The following is a 20,950-nucleotide window of genomic DNA, read 5'->3' as shown; positions in this document are numbered from 1 at the left end:
AAATTCGGGGATTCGAAATGACAACTAACGGTGTTGTTCAAAGAAGTAGACGCCTTTTTTGTTGGAGGTGATGATGTCCAATAACCCATCCTTATTGATATCGCTTACGACGAAGCTGTTGCCGATACCGGAGTTGTTGTCAATTTCATGCGGTATCCAACGGGATGTTTTGCCAGGCAGGTATTCAAACCAATAGAGTACGGCCGGCTCTGCGGCGCCGGGATCTTTTTCATTGTGCGCCCCAAAACGTTTACCGGTAATAAGATCGGGATGCCCATCGCCATTGATATCTTCCATGGCCATGGCATGCGACTGGGAAAATAGTTTACTGATGTCATGGGTAGTCCAGGCAGTTGCACCCTTATCATTTTTCAATTGTTCATGCCACCAGATGCCATAATCATGGGCCGATGAACTCAGGATATCTATATCACCATCCTTGTCTGCATCCAATGCAAACATGTTGGCGCAATCCGCACCGAGGCTGGCCTCGTGAAAGGTCCAGTTTGTACGCGTTACATCGTCCGGTGATTCCCACCAACCGCTTTTGATAATGATATCCTTTTTGCCATCGAGATTTACATCGCCCCAACCCAGGCCATGCGTATACCGGTGCGTGGCTCTTACGCTGTCGCTGCTGATCACGTAACGTTGCCAGGTGGTATCATTCTTCCCTGCCGGGGATTTTAACCAGATGACCTGTTTGGCCGCCGCATCGTTACAAATGATGTCTTTCCTTCCATCCAGGTCCACATCGGTGAAGAGCGGGTTTTCAATACCTGCAGAAGACAGGATCAGCCGGCGTTTCCAAAGCGTATTGACTGTTTTTGGATTTTCATACCAGGTACATTCACCACCGGGCACATCAAATTTTATGAGATCGGCCCAGCCATCATTGTTCACATCCATGCAAAAGTTGAGGAAGGTGGTGCTGTATCCTTTTACCGGGTTGAGTGTATCTGCATGCACGAGGCGTCGCTTCCAGGTGGGTGCTTCATACCAGTATGCACCGGCGAGAATGTCTATGCGACCGTCGTTGTTCACATCACCGGTGGCAGCACCTTCGGATACAAACACACTACTCACCACCTGCTTTTTGAACGACACGGCATTCTTTTGTGCGCCCTGCCCCTGGCCATCCATGATGATCATTACTGCTGTGAGCACAGCAAGCATCCTGTTCAGGTAAAAGTCAGTCCGCTTCATAGTAATGTTTTAATCTGCACCATGCAGGTGATTAAAGTAGCAGCTCCTGTGCAGGGGCGCCAGCAACCCTGCTGTTTTGTGGTGAAAACTGCTGTTTTTGCTGAAATGGGTCAACTATAGCTTAGGTATAGCGTTGGTATAGCTTAGGTATAGAGTTCCCATAGTCCAGGTATAGAGTATCTATAGACTAACTATACACCATCCTGCCATTACCCCTACCCTCTCCATTGCCAGGTACTACGGGTGAATGGGTAAAAACCTGTCAATAGTTCTGCACCTGTCTTTTTGTCTTTTGTTCTTTTAACAAACGTAAGGTGATTTCAGGATTGTGCCAAAGCAGCCTGAACGAAAGTGAAAACTTTGATGAAAAATGATAATAATGATCACCTGATCCAGGTTACCAGGAAGCGCTTATTGCTTTATATAGAAGGGGATATTGGCGGTGGCTACGTTGTTATGGCCGTCTGTGACATAAACAAATAAACGGTAAGCGCCTTCCTTTTCAGGTGCTTTTAAGGTGGCTTTCCCTTCACCGGTAGTAGTAACCAACCCTGCTATTGGTTTCGGCCTTGCTTCGAAGTCGCCGCCTTCACTGAGTTGGGTGGGTTCCGGCAATACTTCCCAGCGATAGCTGAGTTTATCTTTATCAGGATCAGCCACTGCCGTGACGGCATTGTAACTGCTGCCTGGTTGGAGGTATATATTGTCCAGCGCTTTTTTGTTGTTCAACTGCAGGGAATACAGATGAGGCGCTTTGTTGGCCGGCCATTTTCCCGACCAGAGGTATTGCATGACATCCACGACTTCCGACTCCTCTCCTTTTTCGGTAAATAAACCATACCAGGTAGGCGTACGCTCCTGCTTTTGTCCCCACAGGAAAACATAGGAACCCAGGCATTTTTCCCTGTCCCTTTCCACAGAATATTCATACCGGCTTTTGTATACAGCTGCTTTTTCGCTGCTGGTTTCTTCAATAGATGATTGCCAGGCTGTTTGCAGGCATTCCCAATGACCGGTAGGTCCCCATTCCGTTACGAGGTAAGCGCCCTCCCAGCCCGACTGCCGCAGGGTTTGTGGCAAGGTGGCCAGTGGTCCATACATGTTAATAGCCAGCAGGTCAATATCCGTTGTTCTTGCTTTGAGGTGATCAACGAGGCCCTTGTTAACACCGGCCAATACGGTAGTGGTAGGATGATTGGGGTCTATGGCATGGATCATTTTTGAAATGTCATTGGCCGCATTCCATACTTTGACATTCGAATAATGCAGGTTCAATTCGTTGCCAATGCCCCAGGCCAGTAAAGCGGGATGGTCTTTGTATTTTAATACTTCGCCTCTCAGTTTTTCCAATTGCTTTCTTACGGCCGTTGTATCATCATAGTTGAAGCCATGCCGTTCGCTCGCTACATGAAGGCCCAACAATACGGTCAATCCATATTTACTGGCAGAATCAAGGATGCGTTGCGCTCCTTCGGTGCCCCAGGTGCGGATGGAATTACCGCCATAAGCAGCAATGCGCGCGGGAAAGTCATCGCCGCCCGCTCCTTTTACAAAGTAAGGTTGGCCATTTCTGTATAGCTGGTATCCTGTGGCTGTTTTGCGGAGTGCTGTTTTTACGGGTGTAGTGGGGTTACCGGATTGTGCGTGTATAGCAATCGTTGTGATTAAAAATGTAGCTGCAAGAAGGAAGGCTTTCATATATCCAAATGTAGCTCTTTATCCTTTCCTAGATTACTGAAAGCTCCAGCGCTCCCTGCCTACTTCGGCAAAGGCGGGCAGTTCGCCGGCATTGCGGTCGGGTGGCTCCACGCCCATAAGGTGTTTTACAAAGAAATCGCGCTTCCGCATCCTGCCATACACGCCACCATCACTGTGCCCCATGCCGGGTATGGAGAGGAGGTCAAAGCTCTTGCCTGCTTTTATCAAGGCATCTGCCACGCGGTAGGTAGATTCGGGCGGCACGTTGGTATCGGCCTCTCCCACGATGAGCAATAGTTTACCCTGCAACTTTGGCGCATTGGTTACATTGGATTGCTCGTCATAATGCTTGCCCACCGGAAAGCCCATCCACTGTTCATTCCACCATTGTTTGTCTACCCGGTTATCATGACAACCGCAGGCGGATACGGCTGCTTTGTAAAATTCCGGGTGAAAGAGCAGCGCACCGGTAGAGCTTTGTCCGCCGGCAGAGGTACCATAGATACCCACCCTTTCTGCATCCACAAAAGGATATTTCTGTGCCAGTGCTTTTATCCATCCTATCCTGTCGGGCAGGCCGGCATCGGCCAGGTTCTTCCAGCATACATCATGAAAGGCTTTGGATCGATTGGCGGTACCCATGCCATCAATCATGACCACAATGAAACCCAGTTCTGCGAGGCTTTGCATTTCACTGTAGGGCGTGAAGTTCTTGGGTACAAAGGCATCATGCGGACCAGCATAGATGTTTTCCAGCACCGGGTATTTTTTAGCAGGATCATAATCAGAAGGTTTGCTCACAATGCCCCAGATGTCTGTAACGCCATCCCGCGCTTTCGCTACAAATACTTCGGGTGGGCTTACGCCTGCCAGCTTGTATATGGAAAGATCGGCTTCTTCCAGCAGCATGATCTCTTTGGCATCGGCTGTGCGCCCCAATACCGTTCTTGGCGCTATGTTTACCTGCGAATACGTATCGGTAAAGTAAGTTTTATCATCAGAGAAGACTACGGTATGATTGCCCGGGGCTGGCGTGAGGGATGTAAGTTTTTTGCCATCGAATCCTATGCGATAATAATGGATGTTGTAGGGATCTTCGCCGGCGTTCATACCACTGGCGCGGAACCAGATCTCTTTTTTAACTGCGTCAATGCTGTCTACCCCGCGCACCACCCAGTTGCCTGTTGTAACCGGCTGTTCTTTACCGGTGATGAGGTCAACGAGGTAGATATGGTTCCAGCCATCTTTTTCAGAAGTACGCAGCAGTTGATTGGTAGCGGTGAGGTAATGCGTATAGTTCCGGCTATTGTAGATGAAGGTGCTGGTTTGCTCATCTATTACCGTGCGGGTGGAAGCATTGGCTGCATCCACTTCTATGACGCGGAAACGCTGGTGGCCGCGGTCCATTTTTTCATAGGTGAAGTAGCGGGCATCACCCTTGCGCCAATGTGGTTCCGGCGCATTTAAGAAGTCAATGGGTTCCGCCTTTACTTTCATGGCCTTCTGCTGCTCTATATTGAACAAGAAAGGCGCGTAAAGTGTCCAGGCATCGCCGGGTTGTTTGTAGGGTTGTGAACGCAGTTGCCCGCGCATGGTGCCAGACAGCGAGGTAAGTATATAGTATACCGAAGAATCCCTGACGAGGTTGATGTGATAGCCTGCGAGGTATTTGCTGTCGGGACTCCAGTAAGCCGCTCCATAAGGTTTATCGGGCGTGCCATCGGTGGTGAATTGTATGGGCGTGCCGCCACCATTGGCGGGCTTTATAAAGAGGTTACCTTTTTCTATGTAGGCTTCCCACTGCTTATCGGGTGAGGTACTGCCGGCAGGAAATGGATTGTTGAACCCACCACGGAAACGTCCCTGCCCGCTACCAGCCGCTGGTTCGACAGGCATCGGTATCCTGGTGCAGGTATAGTTATTTAAGTTGCATTCGATACGCTGACCCTGCACGGTGAACCGCAGGAGTGGCTTGCCTGCCGGCAGTTCTATTGCAGAGAGAAAAGGCCGGAGGGAATCAATGGTAATGCCTGCCTGTTGTAACCCTTCAGCCAGCCGCTGCCGGTGGAACAAGGATTGTTTCTTTGCTTTCACCACATCCACATAGATGTATTCCTGCACACTATCTTTCAATAGATTCCGGTACCAGCATGATTTCCCACCGGGCAGCCATACGGCCGTTACGCTGGTTTTGAATACGGCATTTTTGGTGGCGCTGTCTATCCGTGACGCGCGCAGGTAGCGCTGCACCATTTCGGGGTGGGTAGGTTGAAAACGGGTAACTGTTTGCGCGGTGATGAGCTGGCTGTATAGTATTGCGGCCAGTGTGACAGAATGTATTTTATGCATAGTGAGCAACTTCTTTATCGCGATAAAATTATTACTAATGCGCCGGTAAACAGGTATTAATGTTTAACAGATCATATCCGGTTCTTAGCTGATAATAACCCGCCCGGGTCGCAAAAATCCCCCTTATTGGTCGCTTCTGCACATTATTGATGAGCCTTGTGTGATCTATGTTTGTATTGTTAATATTCACCCATTATAAACATGAAAAACAAATAAAGCAATGAAAACAATCAACACCCGTTTACAGGCAATTGCATTCATGGCATGCCTGTGTATGTTATCCATTGGCACCGTCCATGCTCAACAGGTAATGAAACCTACTTCATCGGGCTATGCGCCGGTGAATGGTTTGAAAATGTATTATGAAGTGTATGGCCAGGGGAAACCCATTGTATTGCTGCATGGCAGTTATATGACGATCGGATTGAACTGGAGCCAGCTTATCCCGGAACTCGCTAAATCACATAAAGTGATCGCGCTGGAAATACAGGGACATGGCCATACGGCCGATATTGACCGGACGCCTTCCTATAAAGCAATGGCCAGCGATGTGGCAGGTGTATTAAAGCATTTGAAGATTGACAGCGCTGATGTACTGGGCTATAGCCTGGGCGGTACAATCGCTTATCAACTGGCCATTGATAACCCTGGCCTGGTGAGTAAGCTGATCATTGTTTCCTCTGTTTATAAATACAAAGGATGGCAGCCTGAAGTGCTGAATGTGTTAAAGATGATGACCCCTGAATTTTTAGACGGTACGCCTTTGAAAACCGAGTATGAAAAGGTAGCTCCCCGTCCGGGCGACTGGCGAAAGTTCCTTGCTAAGTTTATCGCTTTCGACAAGGAAGATTTTGACCTGGGAGATGACAAGATCAAAGCCATTCAATCGCCGGTACTGCTGATCAATGGCGACAATGATGGGGTAGATAAGGAACATGTGATCCAATCGTATAAGCTATTTGGCGGAAGCGTATTTGCCGATATGAATGGTTTCCCGCGTTCCCGCCTCGCTATTGTGCCCGCTACCTCCCACGTAACCCTGATGATGGAAACGCAAAAGCTGTGGGCCATTATACAACCTTTCATTGATAATGTGCCGCCGATGACGATGCATTGAGGAAGAAGGCAACGAGGATGCCCGGGCCGGTTACTTCGTAACCGGCTTAATGCCTTTATGGGTAGGAATTGTTTGCAGGATATTACCCTGTGCATCAAATTCCAGTTTGTCTATGCATACTTCCCGGTGAAAACCTCCTGCATCTCCCATGGTTATTCCTTTAGGGAAATTGAACCGGTGGTATACAATGTACCATTCATCTTTGCCGGGGATCTGCAATACCGTATTGTGCCCGGTAGCATAGATGCCTGTTGTGGTATCTTTTGCAATAACGAGGTTATTGGCCGGAACGGTGATTGACCCATCGGGCTTATCAGCCGTACCATACCGCACGCGGTAGTTAACGCTGCGGGTATCATCTTCGGACCACAGGAAGTAGTATTTGCCATTGCGGAAGAAAACGGTGGTGCCTTCGCGGAAGGTGTTATCGGGTGTAATGACTTTGGTAGTGCCGGGCTTCAGGGAGATCATGTCATCTTCCAACTCTGCACAGGCCATGTAGCCATTGCCCCAGTAGAGGTAATTTTTCTGTGTTTGCGGATCAGTAAATACTTCGGGATCTATTTCCTGTCCGTGTTTCACTCCTTCCGGGTGTTTATCCACCAGTGGCTTATCCGTTGCACGGAATGGTCCGGCCGGATGATCACTTACCGCCACACCGATCTTTTGTGCCCCCGTAAAATAGAAATAATATTTGTAGCCGTTGCCCGTCTTCTTTTCGATGATACAGGGCGCCCAGGCATTTCTTTTGGCCCAACTCACGTCTTTCACCAGGTCGAGTATGACGCCTTCGTCTTTCCAGTTGACAAGGTCTTTTGAAGAGAATGTTTTAAAGTAGGTGCCTCCCCAATTATGGAACCCATCACTGGTTGGGTAGATGTAGTATTTCCCGGTTTCGTTGGAGTACAGCATATCGGGATCGGCATAGTAACCGTCCAATACAGGATTGCCTGCCTGTGCTGCTTCTACACGCCACACCTGTGGTTGCTGTCCTTTGATCTGCACCGTGTACGGAACAAGTCCTTTTGTAAAATCCTGCGGCGTATTGGGTTTTATGGTGACGCCGGGGATAGTTGAAAAGCCGGGATTGAATGCCCGCAGGTTGGTACCTGGTTTTACCGGCAGGTAAAGTTGCTTTTTAAGGGTGTCTATTTGCAGGTTGTATTTTTTGATGGCAGGCGCCTTTACGGAAGAGAGTATGTCTTCCGGACGTCCCCATTTGCTCATGAGCCTTTCTGCTTCTGCCTGCGTAATGGCGATTACTGTTCCATGACGGGGATGAAAGTTCATAGACACCAGGGAGTCCATTACCTTAAAATGTTTGAAGTCGCTGGTGCGGGTAAACTGGTACCTGCCCTTGGTATATACATCATACATGAGGATGTAATCCTTGCTGTTGTTGAGCTTGAACACGCCGGCCCCTTCCACCGGATCGGTGGTTTGCTGTATGTATTTCTCCTGCGGTACGTAACCGCCGGTGAGTTTATCTGATACTGCCACTTTGATACCCGGGCTTCTGTCCTCTGTTTTAAAGAAGAGGTAGCATTTACCGTCTTTCTGTATGATATCGCCATCAATACAGGCATCGTTGGTGGGGCTGAAGAAGAGTTGTTGCGGGGCGGTCTCCAGATCGGTAAAGTTGGCATTGGCATAGGCATAGTAGATCTTATCGGGGTCATTACCATGTTTCATAGACCAATAGATCATGTATTTGCCTGCTTTGGCATCATAGATGGTTTGCGGAGCCCATACCCGCAGCAGTTCTTCATTGCCGGGAAACCGTTGCTGCATGTTGACCACTGCCGACTTCCAGTTGACGAGGTCGGTTGACCGCATTAATACCATCGCCCTGTTGGAATTCCATCCATTGGCCGATACCATGTCGGTAGCCACCATGTAAAAGGATTTTCCATCGGCTCCCCGGAGTATATGCGGATCGCGGATGCCACCGGTAGAACTGATGTCCGCAGAAGGAATGACCGGCTTGTTGTTGTTGAGCGCTCTGAAAGCGTAACCGTCGGTACTGAGGGCAAAGCGGATGGCTTCTTCCTGTTTTGCGTTGCCTGTAAAGTAGGTGAACAGGTAGGCTGTCATTTTTTCCTGGGCCTTTGATACCTGTAATGATCCGGTCAGTAGTAATGCCAATACAATATTCTTCATACAGTGTGCAGCAATAAGATGTGCTAGTTTCTGGATTATCGAAAAAGTGTCTATTTTACAATTAATAGCCCAAATTAACAGCGTGAAGTTAATAGCCTAGGGGGACATTCAAACACAAAAAAGGGGATAAATTCGTATTATCCCTCCTGACCTGTTAAAAGATGTTAATTTTTTCAAGGATAATTAAACTCCCGTTGCCTATCCGGGAGCACCTTTACGCTGGTGTTTACTTAAACCTGATATTAAGCGACAGGCTGTTGGCATTCATATTGTTACTCCTGGTGTAACGTCCGTACCGCAACTCGATCATATTGAAATGCTGCATACCGAGTATACCTTTGGGCGGCGCCAGCCGGATACCGGCTCCCAGGAAGTTACTATTGAACTCCGACAGGTCGTAGTTGCTGGTAAAATATTTATCCGTGGAAGTATGCTCCTGGTAAGGCGCAAACCAGGTAGCGGCTGTTTGGGTGTAGAACCGGTAAAAAGGACTGATGGACACAAAAGGCGTGATCTTTACCGGCACTTCCAGGTTGGCTGTATGAGCGGTAATGCCCCAATCGTCATGATAAAAACGATAGTAGGTCCTGATAATAACCTTGTCGCCTAAAAAATAATTGGCCCTGAAACCCAGCGGGATTTTAAACCGGCTGCCAGGCAGTTTCTCCTGGTGTACAGTTCCATCATTAAAGTATACACGATAAAAAGGAAGGCTCAGGAAGCCCTGTTGGTGCACCAGATCGGCCAGTACCATTACCTGCAGGTTTTTATTGATCACCTGCGACCAGGAGAGTGAACCCGCCACAGTGGTCCGGTTATCGGTATCATAACCATCGCCGCCTCCCCCGCCTGCACCAGACCTTAATTCTATTGGTGTTAGCAGTTTTACCTGATCAAAGTATCCTTGCAGGCGGACGCTGAACTCCCCATTCCTGTCCCTGGTCTTTTGTGTAAAACTGATATTGGCGCCAAAAGAGTGGTAATCGAACTCAGCCGAAGACGAAAGACCGATGCCGAAGCTACGCCCTTTCTTTTCGTTCTCCACTGTCCATGTCAAAGAAGGATAAATCCTGGTGTCGGACCAGGAAGCGGATGAATTAGCTTTCAGGTCTATTTTATCGTAGGAAGCAGAGGAGAAATGATCGATGCCCACTTCCAGGCCGAAAGTATGCTTGCGCAATTTGCGATCGTATTTAGCGAGCCGGATGTCAAATACGTTGGCTATATCGGTTAGCTTTTGTGCACCCAGGCCGCCGGTAACAGCCCCATGATCGCCTGTTTGCCCATAATAGCTTGACACCAGGTTTACTTCTTCTATCTTCAGCTTCCTGTTCTCATACCCCGTTGTATCGGGCGCCTGTTGCGTGTACGACTTCAGCAGGGCGAGTATCCCCAGGGCAGTTAAAAACACCTGTTTCATACAATACCTTTAATCAATAAAATGTTACTTCAGTTACAACCGCAACCGCCGCCACTTTTACCGGCATTGGCACCGGAAGCGCCTTCCCGGTACGATTGGAAATTGAGCTCTGTTTTCTCCACCTTCCGGTTACTCAGGATCATTTCTGCATCATTGAGTTTATTTTTCTGGTACTCTTTTACTGTAGTACAGGAGACAGCTCCTATCACCAGTACTGCTGCCAGTGTCATTATACTTTTTGTGTTGCTCATGACAAATGGATGTTTTTTGAAGAATAGATCTTATTATGATCGTCTACAATGATACAGCCCAAGTGATCGATCTGGTTAAGGAGGTGAAGGCCTGCCTGCACACCCATTACCATCACCGGAGTGGCCATGGCATCGGCGATCTCCGCATAAGGGCTGATGATGGTGACGCTTTTGATACCCGATACCGGCATCCCTGTTTTTGGATGGATGGTATGCGAATATTTTTTGCCATCGATCATTACGTACTTCTCATAATTGCCGGAGGTAGCAATGGCCAGGTCAGCAATATTGAGCCAGGAAAAGGCAGCCCGTGCATCATCCGGATGGGCAATACCAATGGTCCAGGGCTTGCCATCGGCCTGCGTGCCCCAGGTGATGAGATCTCCGGAAGCATTGACAATGCCGCTTTGCACACCTTCTTTCACCAGTAATGCTTTGGCCCTGTCGGCCGCATAGCCTTTACCAATGCCGCCAAAGCCGATGCGCATGCCTTTTTCTTTCAGCATCACACTTCCTTCGACTTCGTTCAGCAATACATGGCGGTAATTGATCAGCTTTACCGCCGCTCTGGCGGTTTGCGGATCGGGCAATTGCTTCATGTTCCGGTCAAAATTCCACAGGCATTTGTCTACTGAACCGTAGGTGATATCAAAGGCACCCTCTGTAACCGCTGATATTTTGAGGGAACGCCGGATCAGTTCAAACACTTCCCGGTCTACCTGCACCGGACGGATGCCTGCGTACCGGTTTATCCTGTTGGTCTGGCTGTGCTCATCAAAGGTTGTCAGGAGCTTTTCGATCCGCCTGATCTCCGCAATGGCCAGCGCTATCTTTTCACGCGCCCAGGCCTCCTCCCGTGCTACCACGGTTATTTCGAAGGTATTGCCCATCAGCCTTTCTGACTGCCTGTACTCAACCAGGGGCGTATCAGTGATGATGAGCATCGTATACGGATTTTATCTGTTCGATAAACAGGGTGCTGTTGCCCTGGTAGCCGTCCCATGTTCTTACCACTTTCCCCTCCGCAGTCAGTAACAGGGTAAAAGGGAATTTACCTTGTGGGTTATATTGATCGGCCAGGGCATCATTGCGCTTTTGCAGATCTTCGGGCAACTGGTTCTTTTTATTACGGGGGAAATCCGCCTCGTACAGCACCAGCGAACTGTCGGACATTGTTGTGAACGCATCGCTGTCGAATACTTCTTTGTGTAACCGGATGCAGGGACCGCACCAGTCGGAGCCGGAAAAATTCAACAGTATCAACCGGTCCTTTTCTTTAGCGATCTTTTTAGCAGTCTCAAAATCTGCCTGCCATCCGGTGAACGACAGCCCCATGCCAGTCAGCAGCGAAAAAAGGATCAGTTTCATGAGCAATCCATTTAATAAAATTATCAGCCGGATCAAAAAAGCTCCTCCCGTCAGAACGGGAAGAGCTTTGTATATAAGCATGTAGGTTAAAATAAACCTGTTCAGGCCGGCAGCCTATATCTTCATCAGGGTGGCCAGCCTTCTTATACTTCCCTGTTCTACCACGATATAGTAGGTTCCCTGCTGCCAGCTTGAGCCTACACTCAAGGTGATACTGGTACCGGTCCTTTCGATACGCTCTACCAGGTTACCCCGGCTATTGTATACACCAATGACAATGGGAGTACTGCCGTTAGTGCTGGTGATCTGCAGGGTAAAAGTACTGTAGGATGGATTAGGCCCCGCCTTCAGCGTAAGGACTGTTGATCCTTCTGACGGCTGTGCTTTCACGGTGATCGTTACATCATCCTGTGCCGTTGACCCTTTGCTGTCTTTTACCTGCAGGCGGAAAACATATACGCCTTCCACGAGGTTGGAGAGCACAGGAGAAATGGCATCCGGGGTGTTCAAGGTATACTGTGAAGGGCCGCTTACTTTTGTCCAGGTATAAGATATGATCGTACCATCCGTATCCTGGGAAGCCGATCCGTTCAACACCGTTACATTGACCGGCAGGCTGATAACAACATCAGAACCAGCATTGGCTACCGGCGGCTTATTCGCCACGTCGCTAACCGTCACTGTAACATCATCCTGGTGGGTAGCGCCTTTACTATCGGTTACTTTTAAGCGGAACACATACACACCTGCCACGAGATTGGTCAGCGCCGTAGTGGCTGCTGCCGGGCTGGCAATGGTGAATTGTGTGGGGCCGCTCACTTTTGACCAGGCATAGGCTGCAATGCTGCCATCCGGGTCTTTGGAAGCCGAACCATTGAGCGTAGTACTGTTGACCGGCAGGGTAAGCGTAATATCTGTTCCTGCATTGGCCACCGGCGATTGATTAGCTGCCGCATTGACTGTTACAGTAACATCATCTTCATGGATAGCGCCTTTATCGTCTGTTACTTTCAGCCGGAATATATACGCCCCTGCCGCCAGGTTGGTCAAGGCAGTAGTAGCAGCGGCGGGATTGGAAATGGTAAACTGTGTGGGGCCGCTCACTTTTGACCAGGCATAGGATGCAATGCTACCATCCGGGTCTTTGGAAGCCGAACCATTGAGCGTAGTGCTGTTGGCAGGCAGGGTGAGCACAATATCAGTTCCTGCATTGGCTACCGGCGTTTGGTTGGCCGTTGCATTCACGGTTACAGTAACATCATCTTCATGGGTAGCGCCTTTGTTATCGGTCACTTTTAACCGGAACACATAGGTTCCTGCCACCAGGTTGGTCAAGGCAGTAGTAACTGCTGCCGGGCTGGCAATGGTGAATTGTGTGGGGCCACTCAGTTTTGACCAGGCATAGGCAGTAATGCTGCCATCGGGATCTTTGGAAGCCGAACCATTGAGCGTAGTGCTGTTGGTTGGCAGGGTGAGCACAATATCCGCTCCTGCATTGGCAATGGGCACCTGGTTGGCAGGGGCAACTACCGCATCACTGTATAACTGGCTTTGTGGTACATATTCCAGTGCCAGGCTGGGACTGGTCCACAGTAAACCCATACCTGTACCGCCACTCGTGTTAAAATACTCCAGTTTAATATCATAAAGTTGTCCTGCCACGAGTGTGATGGGAATGGATTTGAAAGAATCCGGGTAATGCTCCACCCAGCTATCCAGTATCAGTTTGCCATCTATCCAAAGCCGGTGACCACCACCGGAACCGAGGTAAAAGGTATATGCTTCTGAATACTGGGGCATTATTTTTCCTGTCCACCTTACAGAATAGGTGCTGCCTGTAATGGCATAATGCACGCCGGCGCTCCATTCGGTAAAGCTCACATTGGAGTCAATACGCGTCATGGCCGCGTTGGTGAAGCTGGCACTGTTGAAGTATTCCCCTTTTAATCCTTTGCCCGTGCCCCATATCGTAGGAGCGAAGGCAGCTATATTACTTGTTCCTGACTGGGTGATCTGGTAAGACTGTCCGGATTTGGGCTGTACCCGGATGGTTTCCCCTGCTGCTGCATCTTTGTGCAGTGAGATGGCCCCGGTGACGGTACACTGAATGAGATCGGTAGAATGCACTTCCGGCGCCGCGGAATCGAGGATAGCGGCTACCTTACATCCCTTGATGGTGAGGTTGCGCATGAATACAGGACGGTCACCAGGCAAGGGGCTATGGATAACCTGGATACCATAATCAATGATACCAGCGCCATCAATGGTAATGTTTTCCAATCTTACGCGGTTGGTATTGGCAGAGGCTGCTTTGACCTCTATACCATTACCATAAAAGTATCCTCCATTGTAGGTATAGCTATTGGCATAGGCACCATGGAACATTCCCCAATTGTTATGATAGGCAATAAAATCATCTATGACGTGGTTCCGGGTAGAGTTTTGCCATACCCGCAGGCCACAACCGCAATTGTGGGCCATGTTATTAGTAAAGATCCATACGCCTTCATTGATCACGGCCTCCCAGTTATAGGCACCTCCATCGGCATGATCACCTTCACCCCCGGCTACCACTACATTGTTCCTGGCAATATTACCATCGCCGGTATTGAGGCCAAAACCACTGGATGAAAAAGTAGGCGCGTCTTCTGCATTCATGTTTAATGAACCGCCCAGGTATTTACAGATGGCCACAATATTATGGTCATAGATCACATCATGCGTAGGATCGCCCGGATCCCACCAGAAGGCAGTCTCCATTACATTATACGCTACGTTATCTATGAATTTGATGCCGTGCGACACGTGTGGCACATAGCTGTGGTTGCCGGTATCCCTGACCACATTACCTTCTATGACAGAACCCCGGCTACCATCCATGGAGTGATGGAAGTGCATACCATACCTGCCTGCCACCAACTCCGTAGCGGTGGAACCTCCCCTATCTTTGCGGGGACCCATATACCGGATGGCAACATATTTAATGGACTGCGTTTGTGTGGACCGGATGTATATATGCCCTTTGCCAGTAGATGTTCCTTCAATCCTTACATTGCGAGTAAGGTTCATCACTTCTGCAGCCCACTGGTTATTCACTACGGGATGTGAACGGCTGGCGCCACTGCTGAGGGTAATGGAATTTCCGGATACACTTTTGATCGTTCTTTCCTCAAAACCTGTGGAGAAAGCAGCACCCACTGTAGGAGGTTCGGTAGGCGTAATGCTGATCTCATCGCCCACCTGCCAGCCTGCTGCCCCTTCTACTGCGACTGTGGTTGCACCAGCAGCCACGGCACCTGAAACCCTTGTCCAGGACGTTTTAGCAGTGCCTGCAAGGTCCAGCTTACCGGCGCCCATGACCCATAGGCCCACATCGGTAGCCAGTACATCCATACCGCCACCTATAAATTTAGTTTCATCAATGCCTGTAAAACGCAGTGTTTGAATCACTGCAGCCGTAGCAGGACGCATCTCTAACTTTCCCTGTACCACCACATTGGCCGTTGTTTGTAAGGTAGTGGATTGTGCAGGATCGAATGAAAGTACACCGCCGCTGTTGATGTTAATCCCTGCCACCGTAACTTGCGTCACATCATATATAACTGTATGTCCGGCAGCAATGAGTGGTGTATCAGTGGCAGCAGGCACCTTGCCTCCCCATGTTGCAGGGTCGGACCATTTACCTGATTGTACACTGCTCACTGTACCTGTAAGCGCGAACATTTTTTGGGGAGCACAAGCAATAGTAGAAGAACGACGGGTACTTTTTTTGTTAGCGCCAACCGGAGGGGGAAGTAGAACCATACCGGTGGCAGTCAGAGATACGCTTTGCAGAAAGCGTCTTCTGGTGTTTTTCATAAAGGTGATTAATTTATTAGGTTTTTCTCTTAAGAAATCAGTGGCTAGATTGACACAAGTATGGTGCCTGAAATGCCAACTTTTAGAAGAATCACTATCTGTAAAGGATTTTATTCACATGCACAATATGTGTAAAATTGACGCGCATCAAGCTTTTGATGGCGAGTAATAACAATTGAATAACGAATGAACGTTTGCCTGGATGGAATAGAAAGAGAAGAAATGTAAGAGATGGAAAGTGAAGATGGGCGTGCGTTTGCTTCGATAGCAGATGACAAGAGAAGAGAAAGACGTTACTGGTTCGTGAGGACACGAACCAGGGCGGGTTGGACACAAGTACGCCAGGCACATGGCTGAGCTGCATACTTGCGCCAGAGTAGGGAAATAGAATGAGAAGGAAATGTAAAGAAATGAGAAGGGAAGAACCGGCAATACATTAAAATGACAAGAGGGGGGATTACATTTTGATGAGCTTGTAGGCTTTCCTGATACCGTTTAGTTTCAGGAATAAAGCTCCCTTGCTAAAGTGAGAGACGTAAATGTAATTGGTGCCCTGTATGAGTGCGCCACGTTTCAAGAGGCGACCAAGTGGATCATAGAGTTGATAAAATGAATTATCCGGGCTTTGTATTTCTATATAATTCTGTACAATGCGGCCCACTACTATTGTTTCCTGCACGGGTGGCAGTGGTGTGGGAGATGTGATGGCCTCCGCATACAACTGGCTTTGGGGCACATATTCCAGGGGCAGGCTGGGGCTGCTCCACAGTAATCCCATACCAGTGCCTCCTGTCGTATTAAAGTATTCGAGCCTGACCGCATATTTTTCTCCTGCTACCAATGTTACCGGTGCAGCGCGGTATACATCGGGATAGTGCTCTGTCCAGCTATCTAATATGAGCTTATTACCAATCCACAAGCGGTGCCCTCCACCGGAGCCGAGGTAGAAGGTGTGGGTTTCGGAGAACTGCGCTTCGATCAGGCCTGTCCACCGCACTGAATAGGTATTGCCGGTGATGGTATAATGCACGCCAGCACTCCATTCTGTAAAGCTGATATTAGAATCAATGCGCGTCATGGCAGGATTGGTAAAATTGCTGCTGTTGAAGTATTCGCCTTTCAGCCCCTTGCCGGCGCCCCAGATCGTAGCTGCAAAAGGTGTAATGTTGGTTGTTCCGGATTTGGTGAGCTTGTAGGCTTGTCCTTCCCGGGGTTGTACCCGTATGGTCTCTCCTGCTGCTGCATCTCTATGTAAAATAATGGCGCCTTCCATGGTGCATTGAATAAGATCGGTGGAGTGTACTTCAGGTGCAGCCGAATCTACAATAGCAGCCACTTTACATCCCCGGATGGTGACGTTGCGGATGAATACAGGACGATCGCCGGGCAAAGGACTATGGATCACTTCAATGCCATGAGCAATAATGCCTGCGCCATCAATGGTCATGTTCTCTACCCGTACCCGGTTGGAGTTGGAGGAGGCTGCTTTTATGTAGAGGGCATTACCATATAATATACCACCATTGTAGGTATAGCTGTTGGCATACGCCCCATGAAAGATGCCTACACCATTATAATAAGCAATGAAGTCTTCCACTACATGGTTACGGGTGGAATTTTGCCATACCCGCAGGCCATTGCCATTGTTGTGCGCCATATTGCCTGTGAAGGTCCATATACCTTCATTGATGACCGCTTCCCAGTTGTAGGCGCCACCATCGGCATAATCGCCCTCACCGCCGGCCACCACAACATTGTTCCTGCAAATGTTGCTATCGCCGCTATTGAGGCCAAAGCCGCTGGAAGAAAAAGTGGGTGCATTCTCTGCATTCATGTTGAGGGAGTCACGGACAAACCCGCAAATGGCCACTATGTTATGATCATAGATCACATCATGGGTAGGCTCGCCGGGGTCCCACCAGAAGGCGGTCTCTAATATATTATAGGCTATGTTGTCTACGAATTTGATGCCGTTTGATACGTGCGGTACGTAACTATGGTTACCGGTATCCCTGATCACATTGCCTTCCACCAGCGAGCCGCGGCTGCCATCGAGTGAATAGTGAAAGTGCATACCATACCTGCCTGCCACCAGTTCGGTAGCATTGGACCCCCCCCTGTCTTTGCGCGGCCCCATGTACCGGATGGCTGTATACACAATGGTTTGCGGACTGGAAGAGCGGATGAAGATATGCGCTCTTCCCTTCTCTGTGCCTTCAATCCTTACATTGCGGGTGAGGTTCATGACCTCTGCCGTCCACAGGTTGTTGACCATTGGATGCGGCCGGCCGGCGCCGCTGCTGAGGGTGATGGAAGTACCGGATATGCTTTTAATTGTTCTTTCCTCGAAGCCTGTTGTGAAAGCAATACCCACCGTGGGCGGCTCAGTAGGTGTAATGCTGATCTCATCGCCCACACGCCAGCCAATAGCGCTCTCTACCGGAACTGTTGCAGCACCGGCATTGATAGGACCAGTGGCTCTTGTCCACGATGTTTTGGAAGTACCTGCCAGGTCCAGTTGACCCGCGCCCATGACCCATAAGCCCACATCGGTGGCCAATACATTCATACCACCACCTACAAATTTATTTTCATTAATGCTTGTAAAGCGCAATGTTTGAATAACAGCCGCTGCAGCAGGACGCATTACTAATTTCCCTTCCACTACTACATTGGCCGTGGTTTGTAAGGTAGCAGACATCCTATCGTCGAACAAAAGCACTGCACCACTGCTGATATTGATCCCAGCTACCGTGTCTTGTGCTATATCATATATTATGGTATGTCCTGTAGTAATAACCGGCGTATCTGCATTGCCCGGTATTTTTCCTCCCCAGGTAGCGGGGTCGGACCATTTGCCTGATTGTACACTGCTGACAGTGCCGGTGATGCCTGTAACGCTATCGGCTCCGGTGGGTGAACAACCCATGGCAAAGCGCCGCAGCTTTCTTTTCCGCGCGCCTACGCCTGGTATGAGGAAGAGGCAAACAATTGTTAGTAAAATGTTCCGGAGAAAGTTTCTTCTGTTCATAATACACGGTTAATGAACTCAGCGAATAAGTATAAAGAGTCCTTTATGCAATATTTTTTTGCCTGACGCTTCATCGAGGTAGGATACCATATATATATAGGTACCGGCAGGTTGCTGTGCACTGCCCAGGTAACCATTCCATCCTTTGGATGGATCGGTGGTTTGAAATAGTAATTGTCCCCACCGGTTGAATACCTGCAGGCTGAAGGTTTTGAGCCCTGCAGCATTGAGTACGCGGAAGGTATTGTTGCTGGTTTTGTCCGGTGTGAATGCATTGGGAATAGCGAGGCGACAGGAACCTTTCCTGATGACGACTTCATCACGTATAATGCCGCATTCACTGGTTATTGATACCGAATAAACACCAGGTTCTGTTACTGTAAAAGAAGGTTGGGTACTTCCGTTTTGCCAGGTATAGGGAATGCCGCTAATGCCGGGATCAAGCACCAATACCTGCCCCGGGCACATTTCTTTATCAGGCCCCAGGTCGGGTCTTGGCGTTATTTTATAGCTTATTGAAATGGTGTCGGACCGGCTGCAGCCAGCCTTGCTCACTGTTACATGATACATACCACTGTTATTTATGCGGTACCGGGGTTGTGTGGAACCATTCTGCCACAGGTATTGGTCGCCTGCATTACTGACATCCAATAGCAAGGTATTTCCCTCGCATAGTATGGAATCGTTGCCCAAAGAAAATACAGGCAGTGGCCGTATGGCCACCCGGATGCTATCGCGCCAGGGACATCCTGCCGGGTTAACCCCTTCACACCAATACAAGCCGCTATCTGTAACGATGATGTTATCCGACTGGCTGCCATTACTCCAGGTATAAGCCGCAAAGCCGCCGGCAATGCCAAGCGGTAACTGCTGCTGCTCACATATTGATGTATCGTTGCCCAAATTGAAAGTGGTAACGGGCCTGGTGGTTACCCGTATCGAATCCCTGGCCAAACAGTCATTGAGTGCGGCTTCCAGCCAGTAAGTGCCCTGGCCGGTGACGAGGTAATTGTTATTGACGGAACTATCCTGCCACAGGTAGGTGGCACCGGGAATGGTTTGCTGCAGCCACAAGGGATAATTATTGGCGCAGAGGGCAGTGTCTTTCCCCAGGTTGATCACTGGTTTTGGACCCCAGATGACCTGCAGGGTATCCCGGTAAATGCAGTTGTTGTGGTTAATTTCCACCCAATAGGTACCAGGCGCTGTGATGACCAGGGAATCCCTGGTTGATCCATCCTGCCATAGAAAGGTGGTGCCAGGTAAACGCACCCTGGCAACCACCCTTCCCCCTTCACAAAGCGTCGTATCCTCACTTAATAAAGTCCGTTTGTATCCTGCTACTGAAGTGGGTAATCCAACACCGCTGATCGTTCCGGGCGACAGGCCCACATATTGCCTGACATGGCCACATCCCAGGCCCTCTATATCAGGATTGGTAATAGCGCCCAGGAAAGGCTGCTGGTCATAAGCAATGTAGATCTTGCCATCGGGGCCCAGTTGCAGCGCTCCGGCAGCATTGGCATATCCCGAATCAACGGCTGTCCGGGAATCAACGATGTCCGGCGTATCAATTTTATACTGGAAAATAAAGAAGGCGCCGGAAGCATTGTTGTTGTAGGATTCACTTACGTACAAGAGTTTTGAGTTGCCGGAAAATTCAATACCATAAGGACCGGTGATGTTGTTGGGATTGGCCACAATGATACGCGGGTTGGTAATGGCGCCCGTTAATATATCAAAGTCGAATACTTCTACTACAGAAGTAAAGCCGGCCATGGCCAGTGTAGTACCATCGGGCGATGCTTTGAGGTAACCGATGGAGTTGGTTATCCTATCGGCCATATTACCAACAGCCATGATGCGGGGTGTGGTATTGAGGCCCGCACAATTGATTTCATATACATAAAACTCATTGGTGCCGAACTTATGTGTGATGACCCATATATCATTGGCGTTGCCGTGCTTTACGGCAGTGACTTTTTCACATACCGGGGTGAGCAGCGGTATATTCTTTTGTGCTACCACCACATCGCCCAGCCCACCGTTGAGCTTCCTGTTAACAAGCGTGTACTGAAGTCCTTTCGGTTCGGTCTCTTTCGCTACCGTAAAGATATAGAAGAGGGAATCATTGCCCGGATAACCGGTAATGAGCGCCGATTGTGTGCAAAGGGTATCTCCTGAGAGGTTAGCACCATTGGGCATTACCTGGTGCAGCTTATCCCATACGGCAATACCATCTGTATAGAACAGCAGGTTGCCATTCCTGTCACTAATTGACGAGCATCCTTCCCAGCTCCGTAAGCTACCGGGTGTTGCTACCGGAGCGCCGCTGCTAAAGTTCAATCCGCCATTGTATCCAAAAAACCAGTTGTTAATTTCCTGCTGTGCATAGGCCGCCTGAATGACACACATCTTCATGATCAAAAAAAGCAGGCACGCTTTCATGATATGGTTATTGGCTTGACATCAGTATAATGATTTTGAATGCA

The 20,950-nt window shown here is 49.1% G+C and carries 12 protein-coding genes; 1 reads left to right on the top strand and 11 read right to left on the bottom strand.

Features of this window, described 5'->3' with window-relative positions; all coding sequences use genetic code 11:
• Window positions 1-24: 24 nt before the first annotated feature.
• From HB364_RS20185 to HB364_RS20175, 3 genes are all read right to left on the bottom strand, one after another.
• Window positions 25-1,206 carry an FG-GAP repeat domain-containing protein gene (locus HB364_RS20185; protein WP_167290132.1) on the bottom strand — a complete coding sequence of 394 codons (1,182 nt, stop codon included), beginning with the start codon at window positions 1,204-1,206 and terminating at the stop codon, window positions 25-27.
• Window positions 1,207-1,617: 411 nt separating this feature from the next.
• Window positions 1,618-2,904: a glycoside hydrolase family 2 protein gene (locus HB364_RS20180; protein ID WP_208420029.1), complete on the bottom strand. Its 1,287-nt coding sequence runs from the start codon at window positions 2,902-2,904 to the stop codon at window positions 1,618-1,620.
• A 33-nt stretch (window positions 2,905-2,937) separates the two neighbouring features.
• Entirely contained in the window at window positions 2,938-5,253 is a 2,316-nt protein-coding gene (locus HB364_RS20175) for a S9 family peptidase (RefSeq protein ID WP_167290131.1), read from the bottom strand.
• Window positions 5,254-5,473: 220 nt separating this feature from the next.
• On the opposite strand from HB364_RS20175, the gene HB364_RS20170 reads away from it, so the two are divergent.
• A complete protein-coding gene (locus tag HB364_RS20170) occupies window positions 5,474-6,370 on the top strand; it encodes an alpha/beta fold hydrolase (protein ID WP_208420028.1) in 897 nt (298 codons plus the stop codon).
• Window positions 6,371-6,400: 30 nt separating this feature from the next.
• On the opposite strand, the gene HB364_RS20165 is transcribed toward HB364_RS20170, so the two are convergent.
• The 8 genes from HB364_RS20165 to HB364_RS20130 form a co-directional block, all read right to left on the bottom strand.
• Complete coding sequence (locus HB364_RS20165; protein WP_167290130.1) at window positions 6,401-8,530, bottom strand: family 43 glycosylhydrolase; 2,130 nt, start codon at window positions 8,528-8,530, stop codon at window positions 6,401-6,403.
• A gap of 226 nt (window positions 8,531-8,756) precedes the next feature.
• Window positions 8,757-9,950 (bottom strand): DUF3570 domain-containing protein, encoded by a 1,194-nt coding sequence (locus tag HB364_RS20160; RefSeq protein WP_167290129.1) that lies wholly within the window; start codon window positions 9,948-9,950, stop codon window positions 8,757-8,759.
• A 29-nt stretch (window positions 9,951-9,979) separates the two neighbouring features.
• Window positions 9,980-10,201, bottom strand: coding sequence for a DUF4266 domain-containing protein (locus tag HB364_RS20155; protein ID WP_167290128.1), 222 nt, complete (start codon window positions 10,199-10,201; stop codon window positions 9,980-9,982).
• Window positions 10,198-11,145 carry an FAD:protein FMN transferase gene (locus HB364_RS20150; RefSeq protein ID WP_167290127.1) on the bottom strand — a complete coding sequence of 316 codons (948 nt, stop codon included), beginning with the start codon at window positions 11,143-11,145 and terminating at the stop codon, window positions 10,198-10,200. The genes HB364_RS20155 and HB364_RS20150 overlap by 4 nt, the downstream gene beginning before the upstream one ends.
• Window positions 11,129-11,569, bottom strand: a complete 441-nt coding sequence (locus tag HB364_RS20145) for a thioredoxin family protein (protein ID WP_167290126.1) — start codon at window positions 11,567-11,569, stop codon at window positions 11,129-11,131. Before HB364_RS20145 ends, HB364_RS20150 begins: the two co-directional genes overlap by 17 nt.
• A 114-nt stretch (window positions 11,570-11,683) precedes the next feature.
• Window positions 11,684-15,427: a PKD domain-containing protein gene (locus tag HB364_RS20140; RefSeq protein WP_167290125.1), complete on the bottom strand. Its 3,744-nt coding sequence runs from the start codon at window positions 15,425-15,427 to the stop codon at window positions 11,684-11,686.
• Window positions 15,428-15,884: 457 nt separating this feature from the next.
• A complete protein-coding gene (locus HB364_RS20135) occupies window positions 15,885-18,458 on the bottom strand; it encodes a PA14 domain-containing protein (RefSeq protein ID WP_167290124.1) in 2,574 nt (857 codons plus the stop codon).
• Between the two features lie 18 nt (window positions 18,459-18,476).
• On the bottom strand, window positions 18,477-20,906 hold the full coding sequence (locus HB364_RS20130) for a T9SS type B sorting domain-containing protein (protein ID WP_167290123.1): 2,430 nt from the start codon (window positions 20,904-20,906) through the stop codon (window positions 18,477-18,479).
• Between the last annotated feature and the right edge of the window lie 44 nt (window positions 20,907-20,950).

The organism is Paraflavitalea devenefica, from assembly GCF_011759375.1.
GTDB classification, from domain to species: domain Bacteria; phylum Bacteroidota; class Bacteroidia; order Chitinophagales; family Chitinophagaceae; genus Paraflavitalea; species Paraflavitalea devenefica.
The sequence above is the reverse complement of the archived record's forward strand: the minus strand, read 5'-3'. Positions and strand labels throughout refer to the sequence as shown.